This is a genomic window from Vasconcelosia minhoensis LEGE 07310 (assembly GCF_015207255.1).
Taxonomy (GTDB): Bacteria; Cyanobacteriota; Cyanobacteriia; order Phormidesmidales; family Phormidesmidaceae; genus Vasconcelosia; species Vasconcelosia minhoensis.
The window spans coordinates 18,005-43,215 of record NZ_JADEXG010000039.1 but is presented as its reverse complement, the minus strand read 5'-3'; the positions used below and the strand labels follow the sequence as shown (position 1 = coordinate 43,215).

22 protein-coding genes are annotated in these 25,211 nt (G+C 54.5%); 18 read left to right on the top strand and 4 right to left on the bottom strand.

The features are described from left to right. Positions 1-101 precede the first annotated feature (101 nt). The 7 genes from IQ241_RS15905 (at position 102) to IQ241_RS15875 (ending at position 3,315) form a co-directional block, all read left to right on the top strand. Positions 102-839, top strand: a complete 738-nt coding sequence (locus tag IQ241_RS15905) for a hypothetical protein (protein WP_193908943.1) — start codon at positions 102-104, stop codon at positions 837-839. Continuing rightward, entirely contained in the window at positions 823-1,380 is a 558-nt protein-coding gene (locus IQ241_RS15900) for a hypothetical protein (RefSeq protein ID WP_193908941.1), read from the top strand. The genes IQ241_RS15905 and IQ241_RS15900 overlap by 17 nt, the downstream gene beginning before the upstream one ends. A gap of 149 nt (positions 1,381-1,529) precedes the next feature. Continuing rightward, a complete protein-coding gene (locus IQ241_RS15895; protein ID WP_193908939.1) occupies positions 1,530-1,877 on the top strand; it encodes a DUF433 domain-containing protein in 348 nt (115 codons plus the stop codon). Further along, a complete protein-coding gene (locus tag IQ241_RS15890; RefSeq protein ID WP_193908937.1) occupies positions 1,862-2,212 on the top strand; it encodes a DUF5615 family PIN-like protein in 351 nt (116 codons plus the stop codon). The genes IQ241_RS15895 and IQ241_RS15890 overlap by 16 nt, the downstream gene beginning before the upstream one ends. A 197-nt stretch (positions 2,213-2,409) precedes the next feature. Then, positions 2,410-2,691: a DUF3303 domain-containing protein gene (locus IQ241_RS15885; protein WP_193908935.1), complete on the top strand. Its 282-nt coding sequence runs from the start codon at positions 2,410-2,412 to the stop codon at positions 2,689-2,691. A gap of 70 nt (positions 2,692-2,761) precedes the next feature. Continuing rightward, the gene (locus IQ241_RS15880) at positions 2,762-2,986 is read left to right on the top strand and encodes a DUF433 domain-containing protein (protein ID WP_193908933.1); all 225 of its coding nucleotides are present in this window, start codon (positions 2,762-2,764) and stop codon (positions 2,984-2,986) included. Beyond that, positions 2,983-3,315, top strand: coding sequence for a DUF5615 family PIN-like protein (locus tag IQ241_RS15875; RefSeq protein WP_193908931.1), 333 nt, complete (start codon positions 2,983-2,985; stop codon positions 3,313-3,315). Before IQ241_RS15880 ends, IQ241_RS15875 begins: the two co-directional genes overlap by 4 nt. A 334-nt stretch (positions 3,316-3,649) precedes the next feature. On the opposite strand, the gene clpB is transcribed toward IQ241_RS15875, so the two are convergent. After that, positions 3,650-6,268, bottom strand: a complete 2,619-nt coding sequence (gene clpB / locus IQ241_RS15870; protein WP_193908929.1) for an ATP-dependent chaperone ClpB — start codon at positions 6,266-6,268, stop codon at positions 3,650-3,652. 419 nt (positions 6,269-6,687) lie between these two features. On the opposite strand from clpB, the gene IQ241_RS15865 reads away from it, so the two are divergent. Both IQ241_RS15865 and IQ241_RS15860 read left to right on the top strand, forming a co-directional pair. Further along, the gene (locus IQ241_RS15865; protein ID WP_193908953.1) at positions 6,688-7,641 is read left to right on the top strand and encodes a YihY/virulence factor BrkB family protein; all 954 of its coding nucleotides are present in this window, start codon (positions 6,688-6,690) and stop codon (positions 7,639-7,641) included. A 115-nt stretch (positions 7,642-7,756) separates the two neighbouring features. After that, positions 7,757-8,638, top strand: coding sequence for a M48 family metalloprotease (locus IQ241_RS15860; RefSeq protein ID WP_193908926.1), 882 nt, complete (start codon positions 7,757-7,759; stop codon positions 8,636-8,638). Positions 8,639-8,752: 114 nt separating this feature from the next. On the opposite strand, the gene IQ241_RS15855 is transcribed toward IQ241_RS15860, so the two are convergent. Next, positions 8,753-9,454, bottom strand: coding sequence for a DUF1997 domain-containing protein (locus IQ241_RS15855; protein ID WP_193908924.1), 702 nt, complete (start codon positions 9,452-9,454; stop codon positions 8,753-8,755). A 347-nt stretch (positions 9,455-9,801) separates the two neighbouring features. Between IQ241_RS15855 and IQ241_RS15850 the strand changes: the two genes are divergently transcribed. Further along, the gene (locus tag IQ241_RS15850) at positions 9,802-10,461 is read left to right on the top strand and encodes an SDR family oxidoreductase (RefSeq protein WP_193908922.1); all 660 of its coding nucleotides are present in this window, start codon (positions 9,802-9,804) and stop codon (positions 10,459-10,461) included. A gap of 8 nt (positions 10,462-10,469) precedes the next feature. On the opposite strand, the gene ccsB is transcribed toward IQ241_RS15850, so the two are convergent. After that, positions 10,470-11,468 (bottom strand): c-type cytochrome biogenesis protein CcsB, encoded by a 999-nt coding sequence (gene ccsB, locus IQ241_RS15845; protein WP_193908920.1) that lies wholly within the window; start codon positions 11,466-11,468, stop codon positions 10,470-10,472. A 172-nt stretch (positions 11,469-11,640) separates the two neighbouring features. On the opposite strand from ccsB, the gene IQ241_RS15840 reads away from it, so the two are divergent. Further along, the gene (locus IQ241_RS15840) at positions 11,641-13,230 is read left to right on the top strand and encodes a glucose-6-phosphate isomerase (RefSeq protein ID WP_193908918.1); all 1,590 of its coding nucleotides are present in this window, start codon (positions 11,641-11,643) and stop codon (positions 13,228-13,230) included. Positions 13,231-13,277: 47 nt separating this feature from the next. Here the strand turns inward: IQ241_RS15840 and IQ241_RS15835 are convergent, their stop codons facing one another. Further along, a complete protein-coding gene (locus tag IQ241_RS15835) occupies positions 13,278-13,874 on the bottom strand; it encodes a GIY-YIG nuclease family protein (RefSeq protein ID WP_193908916.1) in 597 nt (198 codons plus the stop codon). A gap of 344 nt (positions 13,875-14,218) precedes the next feature. On the opposite strand from IQ241_RS15835, the gene IQ241_RS15830 reads away from it, so the two are divergent. From IQ241_RS15830 to IQ241_RS15800, 7 genes are all read left to right on the top strand, one after another. Continuing rightward, entirely contained in the window at positions 14,219-15,193 is a 975-nt protein-coding gene (locus tag IQ241_RS15830; RefSeq protein WP_193908914.1) for a sugar transferase, read from the top strand. A gap of 209 nt (positions 15,194-15,402) precedes the next feature. Further along, a complete protein-coding gene (locus IQ241_RS15825) occupies positions 15,403-16,443 on the top strand; it encodes a Ycf66 family protein (protein ID WP_193908912.1) in 1,041 nt (346 codons plus the stop codon). Positions 16,444-16,519: 76 nt separating this feature from the next. Continuing rightward, entirely contained in the window at positions 16,520-19,408 is a 2,889-nt protein-coding gene (gene ileS / locus IQ241_RS15820) for an isoleucine--tRNA ligase (protein ID WP_193908910.1), read from the top strand. 177 nt (positions 19,409-19,585) lie between these two features. Next, positions 19,586-21,307: an LIC_10190 family membrane protein gene (locus IQ241_RS15815; protein ID WP_193908908.1), complete on the top strand. Its 1,722-nt coding sequence runs from the start codon at positions 19,586-19,588 to the stop codon at positions 21,305-21,307. A 295-nt stretch (positions 21,308-21,602) separates the two neighbouring features. Further along, positions 21,603-22,637: a glycosyltransferase family 2 protein gene (locus IQ241_RS15810; RefSeq protein ID WP_193908906.1), complete on the top strand. Its 1,035-nt coding sequence runs from the start codon at positions 21,603-21,605 to the stop codon at positions 22,635-22,637. Positions 22,638-22,705: 68 nt separating this feature from the next. Continuing rightward, positions 22,706-24,187 carry an NAD(P)/FAD-dependent oxidoreductase gene (locus tag IQ241_RS15805; RefSeq protein ID WP_193908904.1) on the top strand — a complete coding sequence of 494 codons (1,482 nt, stop codon included), beginning with the start codon at positions 22,706-22,708 and terminating at the stop codon, positions 24,185-24,187. A gap of 18 nt (positions 24,188-24,205) precedes the next feature. Further along, positions 24,206-25,189, top strand: a complete 984-nt coding sequence (locus IQ241_RS15800) for a glycosyltransferase (RefSeq protein WP_193908902.1) — start codon at positions 24,206-24,208, stop codon at positions 25,187-25,189. Positions 25,190-25,211: the final 22 nt, after the last annotated feature.

The window sequence follows — 25,211 nt, the reverse complement described above, 5'->3', positions numbered from 1 at the left end:
GCTGGCAAATGATGCAGCGATTCTTAACTGATGTGACGCAAAGTCTGCTTGAGCACGCTAGACTTTCTTGAGGCTATCGGTCGGCATCAAAAATAAACGGAATGATATCTTCGTTAACTGGTTTTACCAAAAAAACTGAATTACTTAATAAAAAGGAAATAGACAAAGTTGTATTGCTAGCGTTTTATCATCAGAATGGGAAAGATGGCTTTGAATTCACAGTAGATTCTGTATGTGAATGGTTTGAGACCCTAGATTTACATAGGCCAAATAAATCAAGATTGAGGCAAAACTTGAAAAGCTCTCGCTCTTTTCTGAAAGGGCAACATGAAGACTCTTTTCGACTTCACGCTAAGGAGAGTTCAAGTCTCTACAAAAAGTATCCTTTTTTGGGAGAGAAATCCGAAGATATTGAAGCAACAGATACTATCTTACCTACCTTACTTTATGAGAACACACGTGGTTATATAGAATCTCTATCTAAACAAATCAATGCTTCTTACGAAAACAACATATTCGATGGTTGTGCAGTTTTAATGCGCAGACTTCTTGAAATATGTTTGATTCATTCTTATGAAAACCAGGGCATTGACTCAGACATCAAAGATTCTCAAGGAAATTATAAGATGCTTTCTGACATTATCTCTAATGCCTTGAGAAATCCAAAGCTTTCGCTTTCAAGAAATACAAAATCATGTTTGGAGGATTTCAGAGCGATCGGAAATTACTCTGATCACAAAATTTACTATAATGCGAAAAGAGCAGATATTAGTAAAGTAAGGCTAGACTTTAGAGCAACCATAGAGGAGCTATTATATAAAAGTGGAATTCGAAACTGAAACTGTAGAATCAGGAAATCCAGCAAAGGCAAAAATTAACTTCAAAACAGGTGAGGTTGAATTTGAAGGATCAGAGCAATTTGTATCAAATCAGTTGGCTGCTATAGATGCTATTGCTGAATATATGGCGCTTCTTATAACCAATGATTATAAAGACGATAGTGATTCGATTGAAGAAGAAGAAATGGCAGCTGTTGCTGAAGAAGAAGAGGAGAAACTAGTAATAGCTGGTGAGCAAGATCTTGATATGCCAGATAATTTTGGTGAATGGTTTCACGGCTTTAGAGATAATGTTAATGATCTAGACAAAGCATTACTCACGGCTTATTACGAACAAAAGCAATCGCCAGAGAATGACTTTAAAACCTCTGCAGTCAACCAATCACTCCAAGAACATGGAATAAAATTATCAAATCCGTCGAGTTCTTTGAAAAGACTTGCTGCTAAGAAATTGCTCTTTCAAACTCGAAAAGTTGGCAAACTGAAGTATATGAGAGTATCTGCGGATGGGGTGAAGTACCTTAAAACGCTTCGGAGCTAATTCTGTCATATATCTGGTTTGTAAGCTTACTTAACATCTTGTTAACAACCTTAGTGAAGACAAGTCGTTCGTCTCAAGTTATTGATAAAGGACTGGTTTCGGATTCAAGGCTAAGATAGAATTCAATAGTGTTTCTCATATTTGTCATCATGGCTCTTTCGATACTAGCTGAATCTGCACCCTTGACGACTAATCCTCATGGCGTGGTTTGTGTTGGTGGAACACGGGTGACTTTAGATACTGTGGTCGCTGTATTCAAGCAAGGATCAACAGCTGAGGAGATTGTTTATCGTTATCCATCTTTAAGGCTGGGTGACGTTTACGCTTCAATTGCCTTCTACCTTAACCATCAAGAGGATGTAGAGGAGTATCTCCAGCAGAGACAGCAGCAAGCTCAAGAAATTCGCCAAATAAATGAAGCTCGATTTGATCCTCAAGGCTTGCGAGATCGTTTACTCGCCCGAAGAATTGAGCGGCAGGCATGGTCAAGCTGCTAGCCGATGAAAATTTAGACAACACAATCATTCGAGGCTTATTGCGCCGCAATCCAAACATCGACATTGTTCGCGTTCAGGATATTGATTTATCGGGAGAAGATGATCCGGTTGTGCTTGAATGGGCTGCTGACAAAGGTCATGTTTTACTCACCCATGATGTTGCTACGATTACTCGCTACGCTTATGAAAGATTAGCCAGTAATCTCGCTATGCCAGGAGTAATTGAAATTCACACAGATGCATCAATCGGGAGAGTAATTGAAGATCTTTTCATGATTCTTGAATGTGGCACTCCGGAGGACCTAGATGGTCAAATTTATTACCTTCCCTTGTAAGTTGATAACAGCATAACAAATCGTTGCAGCGGCGGAATGGGGATGATTGGTGATGATGCCTAAGTTATCTACCGCCGTTGAACTCTATCGTTATGCCGCTTGCGTTACCGGTTGTGGCTGTACTCAAAGGTTACCTATGTGACGATTAGAGAAATCGGTGCGTTCAATTAGCGAAGTCGTTGCTGAGGTTGCAATCCATGCTTTATGTGGTCATTGAATATTTCAACGTAGGAGCGGCTGTTGAGATCTACCGCCGTGCCCGCGATCGTGGCCGTCAGCTGCCACCAGGTCTTGAGTATGTAGATAGTTGGGTCGATTTAGACTATTTTCGGTGCTTCCAACCCATGCGGACGAATGATCTAGCCTTGTTTGATATTCGGAATATTCGGATCAAAGATTGGAACGATCTCGGTCATTTTGAAATTATTCCAGTGAGAACTTCAGCAGAAGTGGCTCAACACATTGCCGATAAACTTTAGCAGCATTCTCTGTCTGTGACAGCATGAATCCTTGATATAATGTAAACAGCTATCCACTCATGCCACTTTTATGGACTACCAACACATCATCACAATTGAGCCTGGAAAGCGTAGTGGCAAGCCGTGTATTCGGGGAATGCGAATCACGGTGTATGACATCTTAGAATATTTGGCAGGTGGGATGACCGAGGCAGAAATTCTGGAGGATTTTTCTGAACTCACTTCAGAGGATATCAAAGCGTGTCTTGCTTTTGCTGCTGACCGCGAAAAGAAATTATTCGTGGCATCGCTGTGAAGCTGCTTTTAGATGAAACCCTATCCGATCGCATCATTCACAGAATTAGCGACCTGTATCCGGATTCTGAGCATGTCAAGACGCTGGGACTGATCAATACAGACGATTTAGTGATCTGGGACTATGCAAAAGCAAATGGATTTGTGATTGTTTCCAAAGATTCTGATTTTCATCAGCGCAGCTTACTCTATGGTCATCCACCCAAGTTTATTTATCTTCGAGTTCAAAACTGCCCGACATCGAAGATTACTCAAATTTTGAGGGATAATTTGGATACGATCGTTCAGTTTGAACGTAGCGAAACGGAAAGTCTTCTGGTGTTGGCGTAGTGTAGAGCTGCCGTATAACAACCCGGCTGTATCAGAACGAAGTCGAATTGTCGCTAAGACGCATAGGTAATCTGCGTCCGGTGAGCGGGAATGTTAGCTGGCAAAAAGGTTTGACGATGGATAGCCCTAAAAAATATGGATGTGCCACACGGAGTGCGGCACATCCTCAACTCAAAATCATGACCTCTAGGGCAATACCAAGTCACGTGGCAAAAGAGGTCTTCTAAGCTAGTCATAGCGGAGGGCAGGGCTGAATGGTTTGCAATTTCAGCGTACCTACTCCTCCCTTTATTGGCTTTTGACGATTGCCATATCCAGAACTGATGTTATTTATCTATGTCGTCAGCAGCTCGGCGGGCAGCCGCTTGAAGGCCAGCCGCTCATTTTCCACATCGACATAGATCGTATCGCCTTCGCCCAGCTCACCCCGCAGGATGGACTTGGCAATCTGGGTCTCCAGCTCGCGCTGGATGGCTCGCTTCAGCGGCCTTGCCCCATAGACCGGGTCGAAACCAACATCGGCTAGGAAGTCCAGGGCTGCATCCGACAGCCGCAGCGACATCTTGCGATCGCTCAGCCGCTGCTCCAGCCGTCGTACCTGAATCTTCACGATTTCGCGCAGCTGGACCTGCTCCAGAGCGTGGAAGATAATGGTTTCATCGACGCGGTTGAGAAACTCCGGGCGGAAGTTGGCCCGCAGCGCCTCTAGGACGCGCGATCGCATTTCCTCATACTGGCTGTCATCCCCGGCAATATCCAGAATGTGCTGGGAGCCGATATTGCTGGTCATAATAATGATGCTGTTGGTGAAATCGACCGTGTGACCCTGCGAGTCGGTAATCCGGCCATCGTCCAGCACCTGAAGCAGGATATTGAACACATCGGGATGGGCCTTCTCGATTTCGTCGAACAGGATCACCGCGAAGGGCCTTCGCCGCACCGCTTCAGTCAGCTGTCCGCCCTCGTCGTAGCCGACATATCCAGGAGGCGCACCCACCAGCCGGGAGACCGCGTGCTTCTCCATGTACTCCGACATGTCAATCCGCACCATCGCGTCTTCCGTGTCGAATAGGTAGGCCGCCAGGGCCTTGGCCAGCTCGGTTTTACCGACACCGGTGGGGCCGAGGAAGATAAAGCTGGCCATGGGGCGGTTGGGGTCGGCCAGACCGGCTCGCGATCGCTGAATCGCATCGGCCACCGCCGTCACCGCCTCATCCTGACCAATCACGCGGCGGTGCAGCTCAGCGTCCAGGTTCAGCAGCTTCTGCATTTCGGACTGCACCAGCTTGCTAATCGGGATGCCCGTCCATTTGGAGATGATTTCAGCAATGTCGGCCTCGGTGACTTCCTCGCGCAGCAGCGTCTTACCAGAAGTCTGGGTCTCGCTCAGGTCGGCTTCGGCCTCCTGGAGCCCACGCTGGAGGTCGGTGAGCTTACCATACTTGAGCTCAGCCGCCCGGTTCAGGTCATAGTCGCGCTCGGCCTGCTGAATTTCAATATTCACCCGGTCGATCTCTTCTTTAATCGACTGGATATGGTCGATGGTGTCTTTCTCAGCCTGCCACTGGGCGTTCAGCGCCCGTTGGTCTTCCTTCAGGTCGGCCAGCTCCTTCTCAATTCGCTCTAGCCGCTCTACCGAGGCCGGGTCGATTTCCTTTTGCAGCGACAGCCGCTCCATTTCCAGCTGGAGGATTTTGCGATCGACCTCGTCTAACTCCTCTGGCTTGGAGGTGATTTCCATTTTCAGCTTGGCGGCGGCCTCATCTACCAGGTCAATCGCCTTGTCGGGCAAAAAGCGATCGCTGATATAGCGAGTCGAAAGCGTTGCAGCAGCCACCAGCGCACTATCGGCAATCTTGACGCCGTGGTGCACCTCGTAGCGCTCCTTCAGGCCGCGCAGAATCGAGACGGTATCCTCCACCGTGGGCTGATCGATATAGACCTGCTGAAAGCGGCGTTCCAGGGCGGCATCCTTCTCGATGTATTTGCGATACTCGTCCAGCGTCGTCGCGCCGATGCAGCGCAGCTCGCCCCGGGCCAGCATGGGCTTCAGCAGGTTACCCGCATCCATCGCGCCCTGGGTGGCGCCAGCCCCGACGACGGTATGGATTTCGTCAATGAACAGGATGATTTGTCCTTGGGATTCGGTGACTTCCTTCAGCACGGCCTTGAGCCGCTCTTCAAATTCGCCCCGATATTTCGCCCCGGCGATTAGCGCCCCCATGTCCAGGGCGATTAGCTTGCGATCGCGCAGCGACTGCGGCACGTCACCGCTGACGATGCGCTGGGCTAAGCCTTCTGCGATCGCGGTCTTACCCACGCCTGGCTCGCCAATCAGCACCGGATTATTTTTAGTCCGCCGCGAAAGTATTTGAATCGTCCGGCGAATCTCGTCGTCCCGGCCAATCACCGGGTCAAGCCGCCCTTCGCGGGCAAAGGCGGTCAGGTCGCGGCCATATTTTTCCAGCGATTCGTACTTGCCTTCGGGGTTCTGATCGGTCACCTTTTGCTTGCCTCTCACTTGCTCAACGGCGGTTTTCAGTTTGGCTTCGTCCAGGTCAAATTCTCGCAGCAGCGCTTTGCCAAACCGCTCGTCTTGGGCATAGGCCAAAATTAAATGCTCGACTGAGATGTAGTCATCTTCAAAGGCTTTGCGGTAGGACTCAGCCCGGTCCAGCAGCGTGTCGAGCGAACGACCCAGGTAGACCGAGCCGCCGCTGCCGCTGATCCGGGGCTGCTGGCGAATGTAGGTTTCGGTGCGATCGCGCAGCTGCGAAACGGTCGCCCCGGCTTTCTGTAAAATACTGGCCGCCAAACCCTCTTGCTCCAAAAGCGCCAGCATTAGGTGCTCAGTCTCAATTTGCTGATGACCAGACTGCTTGGCGATGTCAGGGGTTCGGGCTACGGCGGCCCAGGCCTTATCGGTAAACTGATTGGGATCGGTAGGTTGCATAGGCTGACTCCGGCTGGGGATGATAGACCTTTTTAATAGGTATGTAGCTGCATTGTAGAAAAGCCAGCCTTGATCCGAAGATCGGTGTTTACGGCCAATTGGGGTAGGTATTGCCGCCCTTAGCAACGATCCTGATACTGCTGCACTGCGACTGCAAGAATAGACATCTACCGCTAATATGGTTCAATATCGGATTGTTAAAGATAGTTAATAATGTCAATAGGGTCTCCCGACTGTCAAAGTTAAAGACTTACCGAAAGCATTCCCGAAAGCGCTCAGTTCTGCGGATAATCGAAATATATCGAATCTATTGAAGCCTGCTTGCAGCTCTCTCGCATTAGCCACCTTTGACTCCACCCAATCGCTCAATTAAGAAAAAGCTCTACAGCACCTACCGCGAGCAGGCCCCGCTACGCCGGATTTCTTATACGCTATCGCCCGTTGCCTTTGTCCGCTTTCTGCTGAATATCAATTTTCGCACCGTCCGCAGGGTAGTCCGGGGAACGCTCCAGCTGCGCCTGCCCAGCCTAGCCTCAGAAATGGCCTATAACGCGATGCTGGGCCTGTTCCCAGGGATTCTGGCGCTGCTGACGGCAATTGGTCTATTTGCCCCGCTCGACTCTACCTTCACAAGGCTGGCGGCTCGACTGAGTGAAGTAGCCCCGCAGCAAGCGCTGGAGCTGATTGAGGAGTTCGTCAAGGCCATCAGCTTTAGCCAGAACCGGGGCCTATTTTCAGTCAGTTTTTTAGTGGCGCTGTGGGCTTCTTCGGGTGCCATTAGCGCGGCGATGCGGGCGCTCGATCAGATTCATCAGATTCCAATCAAGCAGCGACGTCCCTTCTGGAAAGCCCGACTGGTTTCGATCGGCCTCACCATCGGTACGATTTTGCTACTGATTCTGGCCTCTAGCCTGGTGTTTATCAGCGATCTGGTCGTTCAGCATCTGGCAGTTCAAAGTGGAGAATCGGTTGGCAAATGGGTGCTGACTGTCTGGCGACTGTTTAGCTGGCCCCTGGCGCTTGGAATCGTTTCAGCCGCCTTTGCCTTTGTCTACCGGTTTGGGCCAAGCCGCTGGAGCTCGGGCAAGCCGCTGCTGCCGGGGGCAATTCTAGCGGCGCTGTCTTGGGCCGTGATCTCTGGCCTATTTCGCCTATACGTCAGCCAGTATGGAAACTACAACAAGGTCTATGGCGCGGTTGGGGCGGTAATTATTCTGCTGCTGTGGCTATATCTGACGTCGCTAGTCATGCTGATTGGCGATTTGCTCAATGTCACGGTAGGTAAAGCCATAGCCGAAAAACGGGTAATCAGACGCCAGCAGTCGCAGCCGTCCGCCGAGCCACTATCTCCCTCTGCGTATTCCCAGGACTGATCAAAATAATCCTTCTGGTGGAAGAACCCGTACCTAATTTTTCGGACTATCGGTCTAATCTAGCCCGAACCCAGCCCGATAAAATTACTGTATTTACGAAAAGAGGTTTAAGGCCATGGGTCAACTGAAAACGGTGGCACTGCTGGGTTTGCTTAGCGCCCTACTGATTACGGTAAGCTACTTTATTTTTGGCGGGACGGGAGGTGTTTTGATTGGGATCTCGATCGCGGCCATCACCAATCTCGGCTCCTGGTTTTACTCCGACAAAATTGCCCTCTCAGCCTACCGCGCCCAGCCGGTGACGCGGCAGCAGGCCCCAGAACTATACGGCATGGTTGAGCGCCTGGCCCAGCGGGCGGAGATCCCCGTGCCGGCGGTCTATATTGTCCCTGGGGATGCGGCCAATGCCTTTGCCACCGGGCGCGACCCGGAGCACGCCGCGGTAGCCGTGACTGAGGGAATCGTAAAAATGCTCTCGACCGAAGAGCTAGAGGGCGTTCTAGCCCACGAGCTCACCCACATCATCAACCGCGATACGCTCACCCAGGCCGTCGCCGCAACGATTGGCGGCGCGGTGGCTTTTCTGGCCCAGATGCTGCAATACAGCCTTTGGTTTGGCGGGCGCGATCGCGAAGGCAATGGGTCCAATCCAATTGCGCTACTGCTGACGGTCGTTCTCGCCCCGCTGGCCGCGACAGTGATTCAGCTCGGCATCTCCCGCACGAGGGAATTTGCCGCTGATGCTGGGTCGGCTCAGCTGACTGGCAACCCCCGCGCCCTGGCCAGCGCCCTGAAGCGGCTGGAGGCCAGCGCTAAGCGACTACCGATGCAGGCCAACCCGGCCTTTGAGCCGTTGCTGATCGTCAACGCGCTGCCTCAGCAGATGTTTAAGAGCCTATTTTCGACCCATCCTTCGACTGAAGATCGGGTGGCACGGCTGCTCGAAATTGAGCAAGCCCAGGGCAGTCAGGCCAAAGATGTCTCCTTTGGGGTTTAGCACTAAAAAATGAGCAGTCTGAAAAGTGGTTACTCAGACTGCTCATGTTTTAGCTCTCGTCGCGCTGTTCAATCAGTTCGACTGAGTCCGGAGGTCAGCTAGACAGCCCTGCTGCTACCGCTGCCAGAACCCCTTTTTCGCCGAGCTTGGTACCGGTAGATTTAGCCGATTATGGAAATCTTCCTGCACCTTTTTGGTTAGCCGTCGCGACACCTGGCGGACAATCTGGTTCAGCAGCTTGTCTCCAGACGCCTTGACTAGGCTGTGTGGCAGGGCCTGGATAAAGCGAGGCATTTGGACTAGGGTACATAGGGTCAAATCCCACTCAACGTGGGTGGCCCGCTCAACCTGGGCATCTTGCGGAGCATTTTCCGGGCCGTTTTCACAGAGGGTCATCGAGGCTTGGAAATCGACCTCGTAGCCCTTGGGCTCAAAGCCGGGAACCGGAATCGTCTCGATCCGGTAAATTCCCTGATCTTGAGGCAGCAGATGCAGGCCAATTCTCGGCTCAATTTCTAAATTTAAGCTGCCAAACCGGCCCACCGTCAGCGCATAGCCATTTTCACCGATCGGCTCTACGCTCATCGGTCGAGCACAGCGCCCAAACCAGCCCTGGTGAGCATCGAGGTACTCAGCTACCGTAGCCGCGTCGGCGTACATTTCCATCTGCCCAATATAGTTGCCTTGAAACTGCACCGTCTCCAAGGGGGATGAGTCTGTATCCAATTGAGTCATTTCCTGCGCCTGCAGCAGGCCAGCGCCCTGGTTAAAGAGCCCGGGAGCGGACTTAGAAGGATGGCTAGAGGGGACTTGCATAGATGAGCGGTCTTCCTGCTGAGGGTTTAAAAACTCACCGACGTTAGCCACGCTAGCGCCGAGCGAATGAGGGATACAAAACATACTCTCGATTCAGAATACCTATTCACCCCAACAGCGCCCATCGTTGATCTACGGATCATCGTCTAATAGTTTAGTGGCCTCTGGGTGGTTTGCCCACTCGCTCTAGAGCCGACCTCGACTAGAATATATCAATTTTTTTAAATTTTGGGTGCAGCAGCGGCTTCCATTACTGCTAATTTCCGCCCGGCGAGGCAAGCTCGAATATGGCCAGCCCTTTATACTAAAGCTCCTAACAATAGACCTTTAATCCAGGATTTACCGCCATGAAAGCATTTGTCGCCGGAGCCACCGGCCGCACCGGGCAGCTCATTGTCGAGCAGCTGATCGCCCGCGATATCCCCGTGCGGGCAATGGTGCGGGATCTAGCTAAGGGCCGGGACCAGCTGCCGACCAGCATTGAGCTGGTTGAGGGAGACGTGATGAAACCAGAGACGCTAGGCGCGGCGATGGCGACCTGCACCGTCGTCCTCTGCGCCACCGGGGCGACGCCCAGCCTAGACCCCACCGGCCCCTATCAGGTGGATTACGAGGGCAACAAAAACCTGATTAATGCGGCCAAACAAGCGGGCGCTGAGCAGTTTGTCATCGTCTCTTCGCTCTGCGTATCCAAATTTTTCCACCCGCTGAACCTATTCTGGCTGGTGCTCTATTGGAAAAAGCAGGCCGAAGACTATCTCAAGGCGAGCGGCCTACCTTACACCATTGTGCGACCGGGTGGCCTGCGCAGCGAGGACAGCAGCGACCCGGTGGTGATGGCCCCAGCCGATACCCTATTTGAAGGTAGTATTCCCCGTCAGCAGGTGGCTCAGGTCTGCGTGGAGGCCCTGACGGAGCCCGCGGCAAAAAATAAGGTGGTAGAAATCGTCGCCCGCGAGAATGCAACACCCCAGCCGATCGACGCTCAGTTTGCGACAATTCAATAAATTTTGAATTAAAAGAACCAGCCGTAGCTGTGCAGGCCCTTACCCAGCAGGTTGACGCCCAGATAGCAGATCCAGACGACGACGAAGCCTGAGGCAGCTAAAATGGCGGGTCGCCTGCCCTGCCAGCCTTTGGTCAGGCGCGAATGCAGGTAGGCGGCAAACACCAGCCAGGTGATCAGTGCCCAAGTTTCCTTCGGGTCCCAGCTCCAGTAGGAGCCCCAGGCTTCATTCGCCCAGACAGCTCCGGCGATGATGCCAATGGTCAGCAGTGGAAAGCCTAGGCCAATCATCCGGTAGCTGACGTTGTCAAGGGTGTCAGCTAGGGTCAGCCGCTGCATGGATAGCGGGGCGGTGGTGGTTTCACGCTGAAGTACCGCCGTGCCACCGCTGCCGACGGCGGTGCTGGCCAGGCCGGGAGCCAGCTTGTGCTCAGCCGCCTTTTGCAGGGTGTATTTGCGATCGCGAAATCCCCCCGTCCCCACCGAGCTGCCCTTCAGCTCCACCGCCTGACCCCGAGTCACAATCAGAAACGCCACCGCTAGCAGCGCCCCCACCATCAAAGCGGCATAGCTCAGCAGCATGACGCTGACATGCATCATCAGCCAGTTCGACTTCAGGGCCGGGACTAGCGGCTCGGAGACCTGCATCTGGTCGGGCAGGGTCAGGGCGGCAAAGGCCGCGATCGCCATTGCCACCGGGGATGTCACCACGCCCACCCAGCGGCTATCGCTGGTGCGCTCGGCGATAAAATGCATCGCGGTGATGCCCCAGGCAATAAAAAATAGCGATTCGTAGAGATTGCTCAGCGGGAAGTAGCCTCCCTCAATCCAGCGGGCCGCTAACAGGGTCGCCATGGTCAGGTTGGCAACGGCCATCCCGGCTGTCCCCAGCGCCGGCAGCAGCGATAGATTGGGGAAGGCAAGACCGCTCCAGTAGAGCAGCATTGTCACAAACAACACTGCAAAGGATGCATTATCAAGCCAGCCTTGGAGGGTAACCAGGTCCATAGAAGGGTATCAAACTTAACGCTTTTCCTATCCTACAGCGGATACCAGGCCGTCAGCAGCGGCTAAATCTTAAAACCTTGGGGCTTTTTCTCACAGGTCACTCAGCCAAGACGACAATCGTCGGCATACTATTCTACTGTGCGAAAATTGAGACAACTAGGAGCGGGTAACCATGGCAGACGCAGCGACACTCTGGGAACGGTATCAGGACTGGCTTTACTATCACGAGGGCCTGGGTCTATACCTTGACGTTAGCCGAATGCGCTTTGACGAAGCCTTTGTCGAGCAGATGCAGCCCCGCTTTGAGCAGGCCTTCATGGCGATGGAGGCGCTGGAGGGAGGCGCGATCGCAAACCCCGACGAAGACCGCATGGTTGGCCATTACTGGCTGCGCGACCCCGACCTAGCGCCCTCAGACGAGCTCAAGCAGGATATTGTCGAGACCCTAAACTCGGTAGAGGAATTCGCCGCTAAGGTGCGCTCAGGCGAGATTAGCCCGCCCGGCCAGGCTCGCTTTACCGATATCCTCTCCGTCGGCATTGGCGGCTCGGCGCTGGGACCCGAGTTTGTCGATCAGGCGCTGAGCGCCGTCAGCCCAGAACTGCAAATTCACTTCATAGACAACACCGACCCGGCGGGAATCGACCGCACCCTCGCCCAGATTGGAGAACGGCTATCGACCACGCTGACGATCGTTATCTCCAAGTCGGGCGGCACACCCGAAACCCGCAACGGCATGGTCGAAGTCAAGGCGGCTTATGAGGCTCAGGAGCTAGACTTTGTCAAGCAGGCCGTCGCCATCACGGGGATTGGTAGCAAGCTAGAGGACATCGCCAAGTCTGAAGGCTGGCTTGCCACCTTCCCCATGCACGACTGGGTGGGCGGACGCACCTCCGAGCTGTCGGCGGTCGGCCTGCTGCCAGCCGCCCTCCAGGGAATTGAGATTCGCGAAATGCTGGCCGGGGCCAAAGCGATGGACGCGGCGACGCGGGTGCATGAGCTGCACCAGAACCCAGCGGCCATGCTGGCCCTAGCCTGGTATTTTTCAGGCGATGGCAGAGGCGAGAAAGACATGGTAATTCTGCCCTACAAAGACAGCCTGCTGCTGTTTAGCCGCTATCTGCAGCAGCTGGTGATGGAGTCTCTGGGCAAGGAAAAGGACCTGGACGGCAATACGGTTTACCAGGGCATCGCGGTCTACGGCAACAAAGGCTCCACCGACCAGCATGCCTACGTTCAACAGCTGCGCGAAGGGGTCCCTAACTTCTTCGTCACCTTTATCGAAGTGCTTCAGGACCGCCAGGGCGACTCGGTGGAAGTGGAGCCCGGTGCGACCTCGGGAGACTACCTCTCGGGACTGCTGCAGGGCACCCGCCGCGCCCTCTATGACAATCAGCGCGACTCGATTACGATTACCATCCCGGTTGTCACCCCCCGCGCCGTCGGGGCGCTGATTGCCCTCTATGAGCGCGCCGTCGGCCTCTACGGTTCATTGGTCAACGTCAATGCCTATCATCAGCCCGGCGTGGAAGCAGGTAAGAAAGCCGCCGCCAGCGTGCTGGAGCTGCAAAAGCAGGTGGTGGATATTCTCAAAAAAGCCGATCAGCCGCTGGCGCTAGCCGAAATTGCCAGCCAGGCCAATGCTACAGATCAAATTGAAAGCATTTATAAAATTATTCGGCATCTGGATGCCAATGAGCGGATGGCCAAAATCCAGGGCCACCCCAGCCAGCCTAAGACGCTTAAGGTGACGGCACGGTGAAAGACAGTGCCGGTGATTGACAGATTGTTTGATGTTTGCAGCTATGGTCAGCGCAGCTCCCCCTTTCCACTCACAAAAGGCGTCTTCCAAAAATCCCAGTTTTCTTTATTAAAGGGCGATCGCCATTTATAAATCAGCCTAGACTCTAACGTTTGGCGAGCTCGGCGCTGGCTCGGCGCATGGGGCCAGAACGCAATTCCGAGCTGACTGGTCATCTGATTTTGATAATGGGCCTGCCGGTAGTTGACCAGGTAGCGCTTACAATCATGCTCGCCCTTCCAGCGCTGATTCGACTTCACGGTCTCGCCCACGTAGAGCAGCAGCGGCGCGGCATAGTCGATCACAAAATACATCGCCGCCACCCCGACATCGCTGAATCGCCAGCGCCAGAACTCAGTATTCTGCGGCGGCAGCTCAAATGGATTGAGCCCTTCTGCCTGACTATCTGCTGCCGCTAAATCAAACAGGGTCGTCTGCTCAGCGGCGGGGGCTAAACCAACGGTCGTCTGAAACTTTGCCACCCGGCGTTTCCAATCCCGCAGCTCAGCTGTGCCAACGGGAGCCGCTGCCCTAAAATTTTCGTAGTGCGACTGGCCGACAGCCCGGAGTTGACTTTCTGAAAGCAGGAAACCTTGCCTATCCACGGAGCGCCTCTGGAAAGTGAATTACAAAGCTATATATAGCGTAATTTCCAAAAAAATATGCAGAAAACCTCTATATGTTGATGAGCCATTAAGGAAAGCCGATCGGGTTTTTCTGAGTTCCAGCCATTGACGGCCGCTCATCAAAACTTCTTGATTATTCCAATTCTGACTATTGGAAGACCAAATATCAAGCTTTGGCATAATTTCGGAGTTTAAATATGTAACTGATGACAAGCGCGATCGAGAATGGTCAGAAAGGCTTGAAGCTCACGTAGACTTTGGGAAGAATAAATTTGTCCATTCGCTCTACAGATCCCCCCGGTTGTGAGGCCAGCTCACCTGAGATGCCTAAATTTGAAGCGGCTATTCAGAAAAAGGTAGGCACAATCTACATCACGGAAATCTTTACCGTCTTAGAAGCCGTTGCCTTTAAACAGACCTGTCAGGCACTGTTCCAGCAGAATACCTGCCTCAACCAGGTCATTCTTGATTTCGAGAAAACCAGCTTCATCGACAGCAGCGGCATTGGTGCCCTCGTGATTTGCCATCGTCTTAGCCAGGCTCAGGGAGCTCAAATGCAGCTGCACAACGTGCCGTGCCAGGTGATGATGGCGCTACAGATGACTGAGCTAGACAAGATTTTTACCATCAAGCCCTCTGCCTCACCCCTCAGTCCACCGCAAAGTCGGCTTAACGGTCTGCCCTCTACCCATCCTTCGGTCCGGTCTAAAGCCAAGCGCCTGACGGATATTGTTGGCGCGCTGGTGGGACTGCTGATCACGGGCATCGCCTGGGTGCCGATCGCGATCGCGATCCGCTACGAAGACAGGGGTCCCATCCTGTTCGGCCAGACTCGCTGCTCCTGGATGGGCAAGCGCTTCACGATTTGGAAATTTCGCTCGATGGTTGCCGACGCCGAAGCCCTCAAAGCCCAGGTTACCAACCAGGTCGAAGGTCCCCTGTTCAAAAATGAAAACGATCCCCGCGTTACCCGCATCGGCCGCTTCCTGCGCCGTACCAGCCTGGATGAGCTGCCCCAGTTTTGGAATGTGCTCAAGGGCGAAATGAGCCTGGTGGGGACGCGCCCGCCGACCCCCGACGAAATTGAGCAGTATGAAGTGTCGGCCTGGCAGCGGCTCAATGTCAAACCGGGCATGACTGGCGAGTGGCAGGTACATGGTCGGTCTAAGGTCACCAATTTTGAAGACGTTATCCGTCTGGACCTGAGATATCAGGAAAACTGGAGCTTCTTCTACGATCTGAAGCTGATTGCCAAGACGGTTTTAATTCTCTTCAGCCGCAACTCTGGAGCCGTTTAGCAGTCAAAACGCTTTTTACGTTGCTTTCGGATCAGGCCAATAGCCTGCCGCGCGTGGCTAGGATTTTGAAACGGCTGACGGGGTCGCCGGAAGCAGCCACCGGCTAGTGATTTTGTCAGTCGCTTTGCGTTTTGCGTCAAACAAATTCGCTGGTGCTTCAAAATGCCTTCACAATAATAGAGGACGTAGAAGCATCAGAAGCAGCGCGTATGCTGGCAAATATCTTAGCCATGGTCGTAGGGCTGGGCAGTTTCGCCTTTTACATGGCGGCCTTTATCTATCCCGAGGTGCATCGTCGGGCCGACTTTTTATGGAGCGGCCTGGGATTTTTCTATGCGCTGGTACTGTGGTTCGGGGCCGGACAAGTTCGAGGGGTGGTCCTACTGGGGCAAACGGCCAGCGTTGGACTGCTCGTTGTATTGGGCTGGCAAACGTTAGTCCTGCGGCGATTGACGACGCCTTTACCACAGCGTACCCCCGTCGTCCTCAAGCCTGAGCTGGTGACGGCCTGGGCCGGTCGGCAGCTCGACAAAGCTCAGGATACGATCCCCGCCATCGAGACCATTCGCGCCGCCCAGGTCGAGCGCAAGCGGGTCGAGACCAGCGGCCCTTCTAGCGGCTGGCGACGAGCCTACGAATATGAGTTTGTCGAAGACGGCATTGATCTAGCATCGGCCAAAGAACCGGCCAAAGAACCGGCCAAAGAATCCGCTCAGGGACTGGCTAAAGGGATTGCGGACGAGTCGCTGGCGGTCCCCCCAGAAGAATTCTCAAAAGAATCCGCAGAATCCTTTCCAGAAGCTCCAGATGCGTCTTCAGAAGCAGTCCTAGATCCGCCTCCAGAGGAATCTGCTCTCGAAGCATCCATAGAAGCACCCCTAGAAGCCGTGATAGAGCCATCTCCAGCGGCACCTGAGCTAGCCGATCCCGATTGCGTCATTCCAACTCCCGACCTCTCAACTGAAGCTGAGTCGCTTGCAGCAAACGCCAAACTTCCGCCAAGCTCGGCAGACCCGCAACAGTCGCGGCCCGCAGCGACCCGCTCAGCGCCTCAAGGACCGATCTCAAAAGCTATGATTATTGCAGACTGGCTTAAGGAGTTGGTGGTATTGCTTACCCGACCCAAGCCAGCTCGCCCCATGATCGAGCTGCCGCCCCGGCCGCCCTCCATTCCATCGGTTAAGCCTGAGTCCAGTGATGAAGCCGATGGGATATGGCCCGCAGAGGAGCTAGAGGACGATCTCAACTAGCCCAGCCCCTTGAAGCCCGCCAGACTTCAAGGCAGAATGGTTCGATGGCGCGAAAAATCCCTGAGTTTCCTAACCTGTGACTGACTCCAAAAGCTACAAAGAGACCGTTCTGCTGCCCCAGACAGACTTTAGTATGCGAGCCAACGCGGTCAAGCGCGAGCCCGAGCTTCAGCAGTTTTGGGACCAGCAGCAGATCTATGCAACCCTCTCCGAACAGAATCCGGGTGAGGTATTTGTGCTGCACGATGGCCCGCCCTACGCCAACGGCGACCTGCATATGGGCCACGCCCTAAACAAAATTCTCAAGGATATTGTCAATAAATATCAGCTATTGCAGGGCCGTAAAGTTCGCTATGTTCCCGGCTGGGACTGCCATGGCCTGCCGATTGAGCTGAAGGTGCTCCAGACCCTGAAGCCCGAAGAACGGCGATCGCTCTCTCCTCTGGAGCTGCGCCATAAGGCCAGAGAATTTGCCCAGGAGACGATTGAGCATCAGCGTCAGGGCTTTCGTCGCTACGGTGTCTGGGGCGACTGGGAGCATCCCTATGCGACCCTTCAGCCCGAGTACGAGGCCGCCCAGCTCGGGGTCTTCGGCCAGATGGCGCTAAAGGGCTATATCTATCGCGGGCTCAAGCCGGTCTACTGGAGCCCCAGCTCCCAGACGGCGCTGGCGGAAGCCGAGCTGGAGTATCCCGCTGACCACGTGTCGCGCAGCGTCTACGTGGCCTTCCCGCTGACCGAGCTCTCGGCGGCCAGTCAGTCGGCTCTGTCGCCGTTTATGCCTGAGCTGGCGATCGCAATCTGGACCACCACCCCCTGGACGATCGTCCCCAACCAGTTCATCCGCAGCCGCCCTGAGATGGCCTACGCGGTGGTAGAAGGCTTCCAATCCGTCAGTCCCCAGGCTCCCAAATACACCCTAGTCGCCGCCGACGCGGTCGAAAGGCTGGCCAAAACCTTTGACACCGAGCTGACCGTGAAAGCCACGGTAGCGGGACAGGACTTAGAAGGCTGCACCTACCGGCACCCGCTGTTTGAGCGTCAGAGCCCAGTCGTCTCGATGGGAGAAGACATCAATGCCGAGACTGGCACCGGGCTGGTTCACTGCGCCCCGGCCCATGGCCCCGAAGACTTCCAGGTCGGCCAGCACTACGGCATCGAGCCAATTGTGATTGTGGACCAGTATGGCCGCTATACCGAGGACGCCGCGCCATTCAGCGGGCTCAATGTCCTGACTAACGGGACGGAGGCTGTAATCGAGGCGCTGACCGAATCCGGGGCGCTGCTTAAGGAAGCAGCCTACGCCCATAACTATCCCTACGACTGGCGGACCAAGAAGCCGGTGATCTACCGCGCTACCGAGCAGTGGTTTGCCTCGGTAGAAGGATTTCGGGAGGCTGCCCTGGACGCGATCGCGCAGGTACAGTGGTTCCCCGCCCAGGGCGAAAACCGGATCACGGCGATGGTCCAGGACCGAGCCGAATGGTGTATCTCTCGCCAGCGCAGCTGGGGTGTGCCGATCCCCGTCTTCTACGACGAAGAGTCGGGCGAACCGCTGATGACCCCGGAGACGATTGCCCACGTTCAGCACATCTTCGCTGACCAAGGCTCAGATGCCTGGTGGCAGCTGCCGGTAGCCGAGCTGCTGCCAGAGCCCTACCGCAGTAACGGTCGTAGCTACCGCCGGGGCACCGACACGATGGACGTTTGGTTTGACTCGGGCTCCTCCTGGGCCGCCGTGGCAGAGCAGCGCGACAGCCTCCACTACCCAGCAGAGATGTACCTGGAAGGCTCCGACCAGCATCGCGGCTGGTTTCAGTCTAGCCTGCTGACCAGCGTCGCCACCCACGGCCAGGCCCCCTACAAACAGGTGCTGACCCATGGCTACGTGCTCGACGAGCATGGCCGCAAGATGAGCAAATCCCTGGGTAACGGCGTCGATCCCCGCGTGGTGATCGAGGGCGGCAAAAACCAGAAGCAGGAGCCGCCCTACGGCGCTGACGTGCTGCGGCTGTGGGTGTCTTCGGTGGACTACTCCTCCGACATGCTGCTGGGGCAAAAAAATCTTCGGCAGATGTCAGACGTCTACCGCAAAATTCGCAATACGGCGCGCTTCCTGCTGGGCAACCTGTACGACTTTGACCCGGCCCAGGCCGTCCCCTATGAGCAGCTGCCGGAACTCGACCGCTACATGCTCTATCGCATGACTGAGGTATTCACAGAGGTCAAAGGCGCGTTTGAGTCCTATCAGTTCTTCCAGTTTTTCCAGACGGTGCAGAACTTCTGTACGGTAGACCTGTCGAACTTCTACCTGGATATCGCCAAAGACCGGCTGTATATTAGCGCCGCCAACTCACTGCGTCGCCGCAGCTGCCAGACCTTGCTGGCTGCCGTAATCGAGAATCTGGCCCGGGCGATCGCGCCCGTCCTCTCCCACATGGCCGAAGACATCTGGCAGTTTATCCCCTACCACACCGGCTATGAATCGGTCTTTGAGTCGGGCTGGGTGAAGCTCGACCCGACCTGGTCTCAGTTTAAGCCGGTAGAGGACTGGCGGCGGCTGCGGAAAGTCCGTGAAGAGGTCAATAAGGTGCTGGAGCAGGCCCGTGCCGCCAAAGCCATCGGTTCCTCGCTGGAGGCTAAGCTTATGCTTTATGTCGCAGACCTTGACCTGCGCCAGCAGCTGGCCGCGATGAATCCACCCGAGGATAAGGCAGACGGCTCGGCTCACGTCGATCGGCTCCGCTACCTATTTTTAGTCTCCCAGGTGACGCTGCTTGAAACCCCCGAGTCCTTACAGAATCTGCCCTACCACAGCGAGTCAGACGCCTTTGGGATTGGCGTCGTCGATGCCGAAGGCGAAAAGTGCGATCGCTGCTGGAACTATTCCACCACGGTCGGTACCTCGGCTGAGCACCCGACCCTGTGCGATCGCTGTGTCCAGGCGCTAGCCGGGCAGTTTTAGGATTTGCAAGGGAGTCTTAACGACAACAAAAATATTTTATGAATCCGTAGTTTACCGCTTGTGCCAGGGCGGCGGCTTTACTATGTTTGAGGCTTGAGGAACATCCCCACCTAGAGCCACATGCCGCCACTGGGTCTAGCTTGAGGTTGGCTATCCCCGCTATAGTCGAAGCGTCACATGCTCTATTTCATCCTGGCCTGGACCGGCCTGCTGATCGCCAGCTTCCTTGTTGGGACGGTTACCCTGCAACTCTGTCGGGGGTATACGCTAGATCGGCTGTGCGATCGCGTCAGCCTCTCAGTCTGGCTGGGTCTAGTCGTCCTCTCAATCGCCCTGATGGCGGCTTCGCTACGCTTCTCGCTGTCGGCTCCGGTCGGGGCAGTCGTTATTTTAGGGCTGAGTAGCCTCGCCTGTTTACAAAAGCAGACCCGGGCTGAGATAGCCGCCGTTTGGGCTTGGATCAGCTGGAGCAGGGGTCTAGGGTATGGCGCAGCTGCCGCTGCGATCGCGGCCTTGATGGCGCAGCCCGTCACCTGGTTGGATACCGGTCTTTACCACGCCGGGTTGATCCGCTGGCTGTTTGAGTTCGGCACCGTTCCTGGCCTGGCCCTGCTCAATTCCCAGTTCGGCTTTATTTCCACCTGGTTCGCGATCGCGGCTCCCTTTAATGCCCCTTTCCCAGCGGGGCAGGCAGCAGCCGTTATGAATGGGTTTGTGCTGCTGATAGCGGTCTTGCAGCTGGGCCTCAGCCTAGCTCAGGTGATGCTCCGGAAAGCGCGATCAAGCGACTGGTTCAGCCTAGTTTTTCTGCTTATTGTTTGCCTGGCGTTTACTCAAACCCATTTCCTATCGGTCATTTTGCTCTCACCTTCACCCGACATTCCAGTCATTTTGCTGACCGGGACGGTGGCCTGGCTGATTTTGCTCCTCCACGAGCAGAATAGCCGGGCATTTGCTGAAGTCATTCAGACGCCCCTCAGCCCCGACCTGCTGCCGCTGCTCTTGGCGATTGGAGCCACGTCAATCAAGCTCACTGCCCTACCGCTGCTGGCTTTTTCTCTGGGGTTCTATCTGCTTAGAAAGATGAGCTGGGGACGATGGATTGCTGGCGGCCTGATCCTTGGCCTCGCCTTATTGCCGTTTTTAACGGCCTCCACGCTGACCTCCGGCTGTCCGCTTTTTCCGTCTACCTTTGGATGTTTGGACCTACCCTGGACCCACTCTGCCGAGTCCACAGTGCGAATTGCCAATCAAACCCACGGCTGGCAGACCTGGTTTGGTCAGCCCCCGCCGGGCGCTAATCGCTACCTCTGGCTGCTGGGGAAATGGCTGCAAAGCTCCAATTCAAATAAGCTGATTGCGCCACTTTTGGTCGCCATCCCGATCTATTTGCTCTTCGCTATCGGCCAAGCTCGGCACTATCGTCCCCCTAGTCGCGCCTATGCCCAAATCTGGTTGGTTCTACTCGCTGCCGTAGGCACCCTGTTCATGATGCTAAAAGCACCCATGTTCAGATTCGGCATGGGCTATGTCCTTCTGGTTCCCTGCCTGCTGGCCATGACCTGCTTACAAAAGCAGGCCTGCGCAATAGGGGACATTCGGCAGCTATCCTGGTTCTACAAACGCAGCCGCTGGGCCATTGGGCTAGCCGTTAGTGCGGCTCTACTCGCCATGATTACAGTCCGTTCCGGGCCGTCTCACCTGCTCTTGCCGCCGCCCTTACCAGCCTCTGAGCTGGAGGTCCTACAGCCCGTTGGGGAAGTTGCTTACCAGCGACCCCTCAATTCGCGAAGGATCTGCTGGTCGGCTGAGCTCCCCTGCGTCCGCGAAGTCAGCCCCAGGATTGGTCTTCGCAACACTGCTGCAGGGCTAGATGCCGGATTTATGTACGTACGCTAGAGCGCTTCAATCAATTATTTCCAAAGTTCAAATCCGTGTAAACCCTCTGTGAAGTTGGGCGCTGCCCGCTGTAATTACCCGACATGGTGACTACCATGGTTAGAGTAGTAAACGTTTCTTAACAATATTTCTTGTAGAATTGTCGATGGGCAGCTGGAGAGCTATGCAGGGGGCAACTGCAACTTCCCTAGCTCAGGCTCCCTATCCAGGAACATTCAACGGATGTTGACCGACTCGATTAGTATGTGTGCTGCATACAGACTGAGAATTTTTGTGGACATATCTAGGAGATAAGGTGCAGAAAGCGTCCGGCTGGCCTGAGGTTTCAATCATTGTCCCGGTGCACAATGGCGGCGAGAGTTTTCGGAAATGCTTACAGAGCCTAAACCAATGGGCGCTGGAGCGGGCCGAAGTCATCGTTGTTGCCGATGGAGCTTCCGACGGCAGCTGGCAGTTGGCAGAGCCGTTCGGCGCGAAGCTGATTCGCCTACCCGAAACGCAGGGGCCAGCCCGAGCCCGAAACATCGGGGCTGAGGCGGCTGAGGCCGATATTCTGTTTTTTGTCGATGCCGATGTTACAATTCACCCCAACACGGTCGATGGCGTTATTCGAGCCTTTCAGGCCAACCCTGAGCTAGCTGCTCTGATTGGCTCCTACGACGATGCTCCGGGGGCGACAAATTTTTTGTCCCAGTACAAGAATCTTTTTCACCACTACACCCATCAGGGGGGGCACGAGGAAGCCTCTACCTTCTGGGGTGCATGTGGAGCTGTTCGACGAGAGATTTTTCTATCTTTGGGAGGATTTGATCAGCGTTTCCGAAAGCCTTGTATTGAAGATATTGAATTGGGATATCGTCTAAAGCAGGCAGGATACCAAATCCGTCTTTGCAAAGCTATCCAGGTCAAGCATCTGAAACACTGGACACCTTATTCACTGCTGCGGGCCGATATTTTTTATCGGGCTCTTCCCTGGACGGCCCTGCTGCTTCAGCTTCGGCAGACCGATCCGCAGCAGTATCAGCAGGTGTCTCGCGATCTCAACCTGAAGTCGAGCAGCCGCCTCAGCGTGGTTTTGGTCTATGCCGCGATCGCGAGCCTGCTGTTCGTGTGGTGGTGGCCCACAGCGTTGCTTGGCGCGGGGCTGTTGAGCCTGGTTTTAGTCCTACTCAACTGGCCCGTCTATCGATTTTTCTATCAGCAGCGGGGATTTTGGTTTGCCCTGGGCGTTATCCCATGGCACTGGCTCTATTACTTTTACAGCGGTCTCGCGTTTGCCATTGGGCATCTGCGGTATCAGATTTGGGGCTATCAGCTCGCCAAAGGTTAATCCGCTCCCCTGCTCATTGCTCCCCTGCTCATTGCTCCCCTACTCATTGCTCCTTGGAGAACATTAGGATGAAAAATGCTCAAACCGTTGTCATTGGTGGCGGTCCAGCTGGCCTAACGGCAGCTTACGAACTGGCCAAGCATGGACATTCGTCCGTTGTTTTGGAGCAGGCCGATCGGGTCGGGGGAATTTCCCGCACTGAGGACTATAAGGGCTATCGCTTTGATATTGGCGGCCATCGCTTTTTCACTAAAGTGGGCGAAGTTCAGCAGGTCTGGAAAGAAATCCTGGGTGATGAGTTTATTCAGGTGCCTCGGCTGTCCCGCATTTACTACCGAGGTCGCTTTTTTGACTACCCGCTGTCGATTTCGAATACGCTGAAAAATCTCGGCCCGGTTGACAGCGCCCTGATTGTTTTGAGCTATGTCAAGTCTAGGCTCAAGGCCAAGCTAAATCCGGGCGAAGAAGCTGAGAACTTTGAAGACTGGGTGGTCGAGCGGTTCGGCAATCGGCTCTATCGCACCTTCTTCAAATCCTATACCGAAAAAGTCTGGGGTATTCCCTGCGACAAAATTCAGGCCGAATGGGCAGCTCAGCGGATTAAAGGGCTTTCTTTGAAAAAGGCGGTCGTCAACGCCATGTTTGGCAGCAACGATACCAAAACACTGATCAAAGAGTTTGACTATCCCATTCTGGGTCCCGGCATGATGTGGGAGCGCTGTCAGGAGATTCTAGACCGCAAGGGATCGCCGGTTCACCTGCATACTCGGGTTGAGAAGATTGAGCATGAGAATGGCCGAGTGACAAAAGTGACTGCCCGAAAGGGAGATGAGACGCTTGAGCTAGAGGGTGACGACTACGTGTCGAGTATGCCGGTTACGGCGCTCATTCGCTGTCTGCACCCCGCGCCGCCTGCTCATGTGTTGAAGGCTGCCCGGGGTTTGAAATACCGCGATTTCCTAATCGTGCCGATCATTGTCAATCTAAAGTCGCTCTTTCCCGACAACTGGATTTATATCCACAGCCCCGAATTCAAAGTAGGCCGCATCCAGAATTTCAAAAACTGGAGTCCTAAGATGGTGCCCGATCCCGAGAAAACCTGCTTGGGAATGGAATATTTCTGTAGCGAAGGCGACCAGCTTTGGGAAATGTCAGATTCCGAACTGGTGAAGCTGGCCAGCCGGGAAATTGTAGGATTGGGACTTGTCCCCGTTCAGGCTTTAGTAGAAGATGGCACCGTTATCCGCCAGAAGAAAGCCTATCCGGTCTACGACGGCGAATATCGCGATCATCTACAGGTAATGCAGGACTACATCCAAAGCTTTCAAAATCTGCAAACGGTAGGTCGTAACGGGATGCACCGCTACAACAACCAGGACCACTCCATGCTCACCGGTCTGCTTGCGGCCAAGAACATTCTGGGCGAGCACCACGACCTGTGGAACGTGAACGTAGAGCGCTCTTACCACGAGGACTTTACTAAAGACCAGTGGGCAAAGCTCAAGGCTGAGAAAAAGCGGCAGGAGCAGACCCAGGCAATCTTGGCCTGAGGCTATAGGTTCTACAAGATGCAAAGCAGCCAGCCCTATCCTCAAGTTTCTATCATTGTTCCGGTGTTCAATGACGCAGAGCCGCTAGCCCAGTGCCTAGCCGCCCTGGAGCAACAGTCCTATCCCAAAGACCGCTATCAGGTGATTGTTGTCGATAATGGATCGGATCACCTCTCCGCGGTAGAAGCTTTGGTGGGCCGATGCGCTCAAGCCGTGCTGGCTCAGGAGAGCCGTCCAGGCTCCTACGCGGCCCGCAACCGGGGGATTGAGATGGCTCAGGGAGACGCGATCGCGTTCACAGACGCCGACTGCATTCCCGCCGCCGACTGGCTAGAAGCAGGCGTCAGGCGGCTGCTGGAGACGCCCAACTGCGGCTTAGTCTCAGGCCAGATTGAGATTTTTCCACAGGATGCTCGCTGCCCAACCACGACTGAGCTGTTTGAAATGGCGACTGCCTTTCCCCAGGAGCAGCACCTGAGGGATATGAAGTATGGCGCTACGGCCAATCTGTTCACCTGGAAAACCGTCATTCAAGCCGTGGGTAGCTTCAACCCGACGCTCAAATCTGGCGGCGACCTAGATTGGGGAAAGCGGGTATACGACGCCGGATACGCACAGGTCTATGCCCCCGAGGTGCGCATTGCCCATCCGGCCCGGGCTTCCCTACGGCAGATTCGACAAAAAACGGTGCGGCTAGCCGGGGGGCACTACGATCTGCTCAATCGCAACCTCTATCACTTCTTCTATGAAGATTCGCTTTTCTTTAAGCTTGCTATCCAAAAGCGCATTCCCGACCCGATTAAAAAAAATCTAATTTTCGCGCTGATCTTAGGTCAGGATTTGATTCCCCCTGTTAACTACGTGATCAGCGTCTTCAACAGCCCGAAGTTAAGCAGAGTTAGTGAAAAAATTCGAGTTGCCTGGGTGATTGTGGTCGTTCGGTATACGGGTGCCTGGGCCAAAATTCTGCTGAGGATGGGTAGAACACCTAGCCGGGTTTAATCGCCGTCATTCACGCCATATT

Excerpts from the sequence above, each read along its gene's own strand:
- IQ241_RS15905 (WP_193908943.1), top strand. The coding sequence starts at position 102 with ATGATATCTTCGTTAACTGGTTTTACCAAAAAAACTGAATTACTTAAT.
- IQ241_RS15880 (WP_193908933.1), top strand. The coding sequence starts at position 2,762 with ATGGACTACCAACACATCATCACAATTGAGCCTGGAAAGCGTAGTGGC.
- ccsB (WP_193908920.1), bottom strand. The coding sequence starts at position 11,468 with ATGGACCTGGTTACCCTCCAAGGCTGGCTTGATAATGCATCCTTTGCA.
- IQ241_RS15815 (WP_193908908.1), top strand. The coding sequence starts at position 19,586 with ATGCTCTATTTCATCCTGGCCTGGACCGGCCTGCTGATCGCCAGCTTC.
- IQ241_RS15840 (WP_193908918.1), top strand. The coding sequence starts at position 11,641 with ATGGCAGACGCAGCGACACTCTGGGAACGGTATCAGGACTGGCTTTAC.
- IQ241_RS15885 (WP_193908935.1), top strand. The coding sequence starts at position 2,410 with ATGCTTTATGTGGTCATTGAATATTTCAACGTAGGAGCGGCTGTTGAG.
- IQ241_RS15800 (WP_193908902.1), top strand. The coding sequence starts at position 24,206 with ATGCAAAGCAGCCAGCCCTATCCTCAAGTTTCTATCATTGTTCCGGTG.
- IQ241_RS15805 (WP_193908904.1), top strand. The coding sequence starts at position 22,706 with ATGAAAAATGCTCAAACCGTTGTCATTGGTGGCGGTCCAGCTGGCCTA.
- clpB (WP_193908929.1), bottom strand. The coding sequence starts at position 6,268 with ATGCAACCTACCGATCCCAATCAGTTTACCGATAAGGCCTGGGCCGCC.
- IQ241_RS15825 (WP_193908912.1), top strand. The coding sequence starts at position 15,403 with ATGCTGGCAAATATCTTAGCCATGGTCGTAGGGCTGGGCAGTTTCGCC.
- IQ241_RS15895 (WP_193908939.1), top strand. The coding sequence starts at position 1,530 with ATGGCTCTTTCGATACTAGCTGAATCTGCACCCTTGACGACTAATCCT.
- IQ241_RS15830 (WP_193908914.1), top strand. The coding sequence starts at position 14,219 with ATGCCTAAATTTGAAGCGGCTATTCAGAAAAAGGTAGGCACAATCTAC.
- IQ241_RS15890 (WP_193908937.1), top strand. The coding sequence starts at position 1,862 with ATGGTCAAGCTGCTAGCCGATGAAAATTTAGACAACACAATCATTCGA.
- IQ241_RS15860 (WP_193908926.1), top strand. The coding sequence starts at position 7,757 with ATGGGTCAACTGAAAACGGTGGCACTGCTGGGTTTGCTTAGCGCCCTA.
- IQ241_RS15850 (WP_193908922.1), top strand. The coding sequence starts at position 9,802 with ATGAAAGCATTTGTCGCCGGAGCCACCGGCCGCACCGGGCAGCTCATT.
- IQ241_RS15855 (WP_193908924.1), bottom strand. The coding sequence starts at position 9,454 with ATGCAAGTCCCCTCTAGCCATCCTTCTAAGTCCGCTCCCGGGCTCTTT.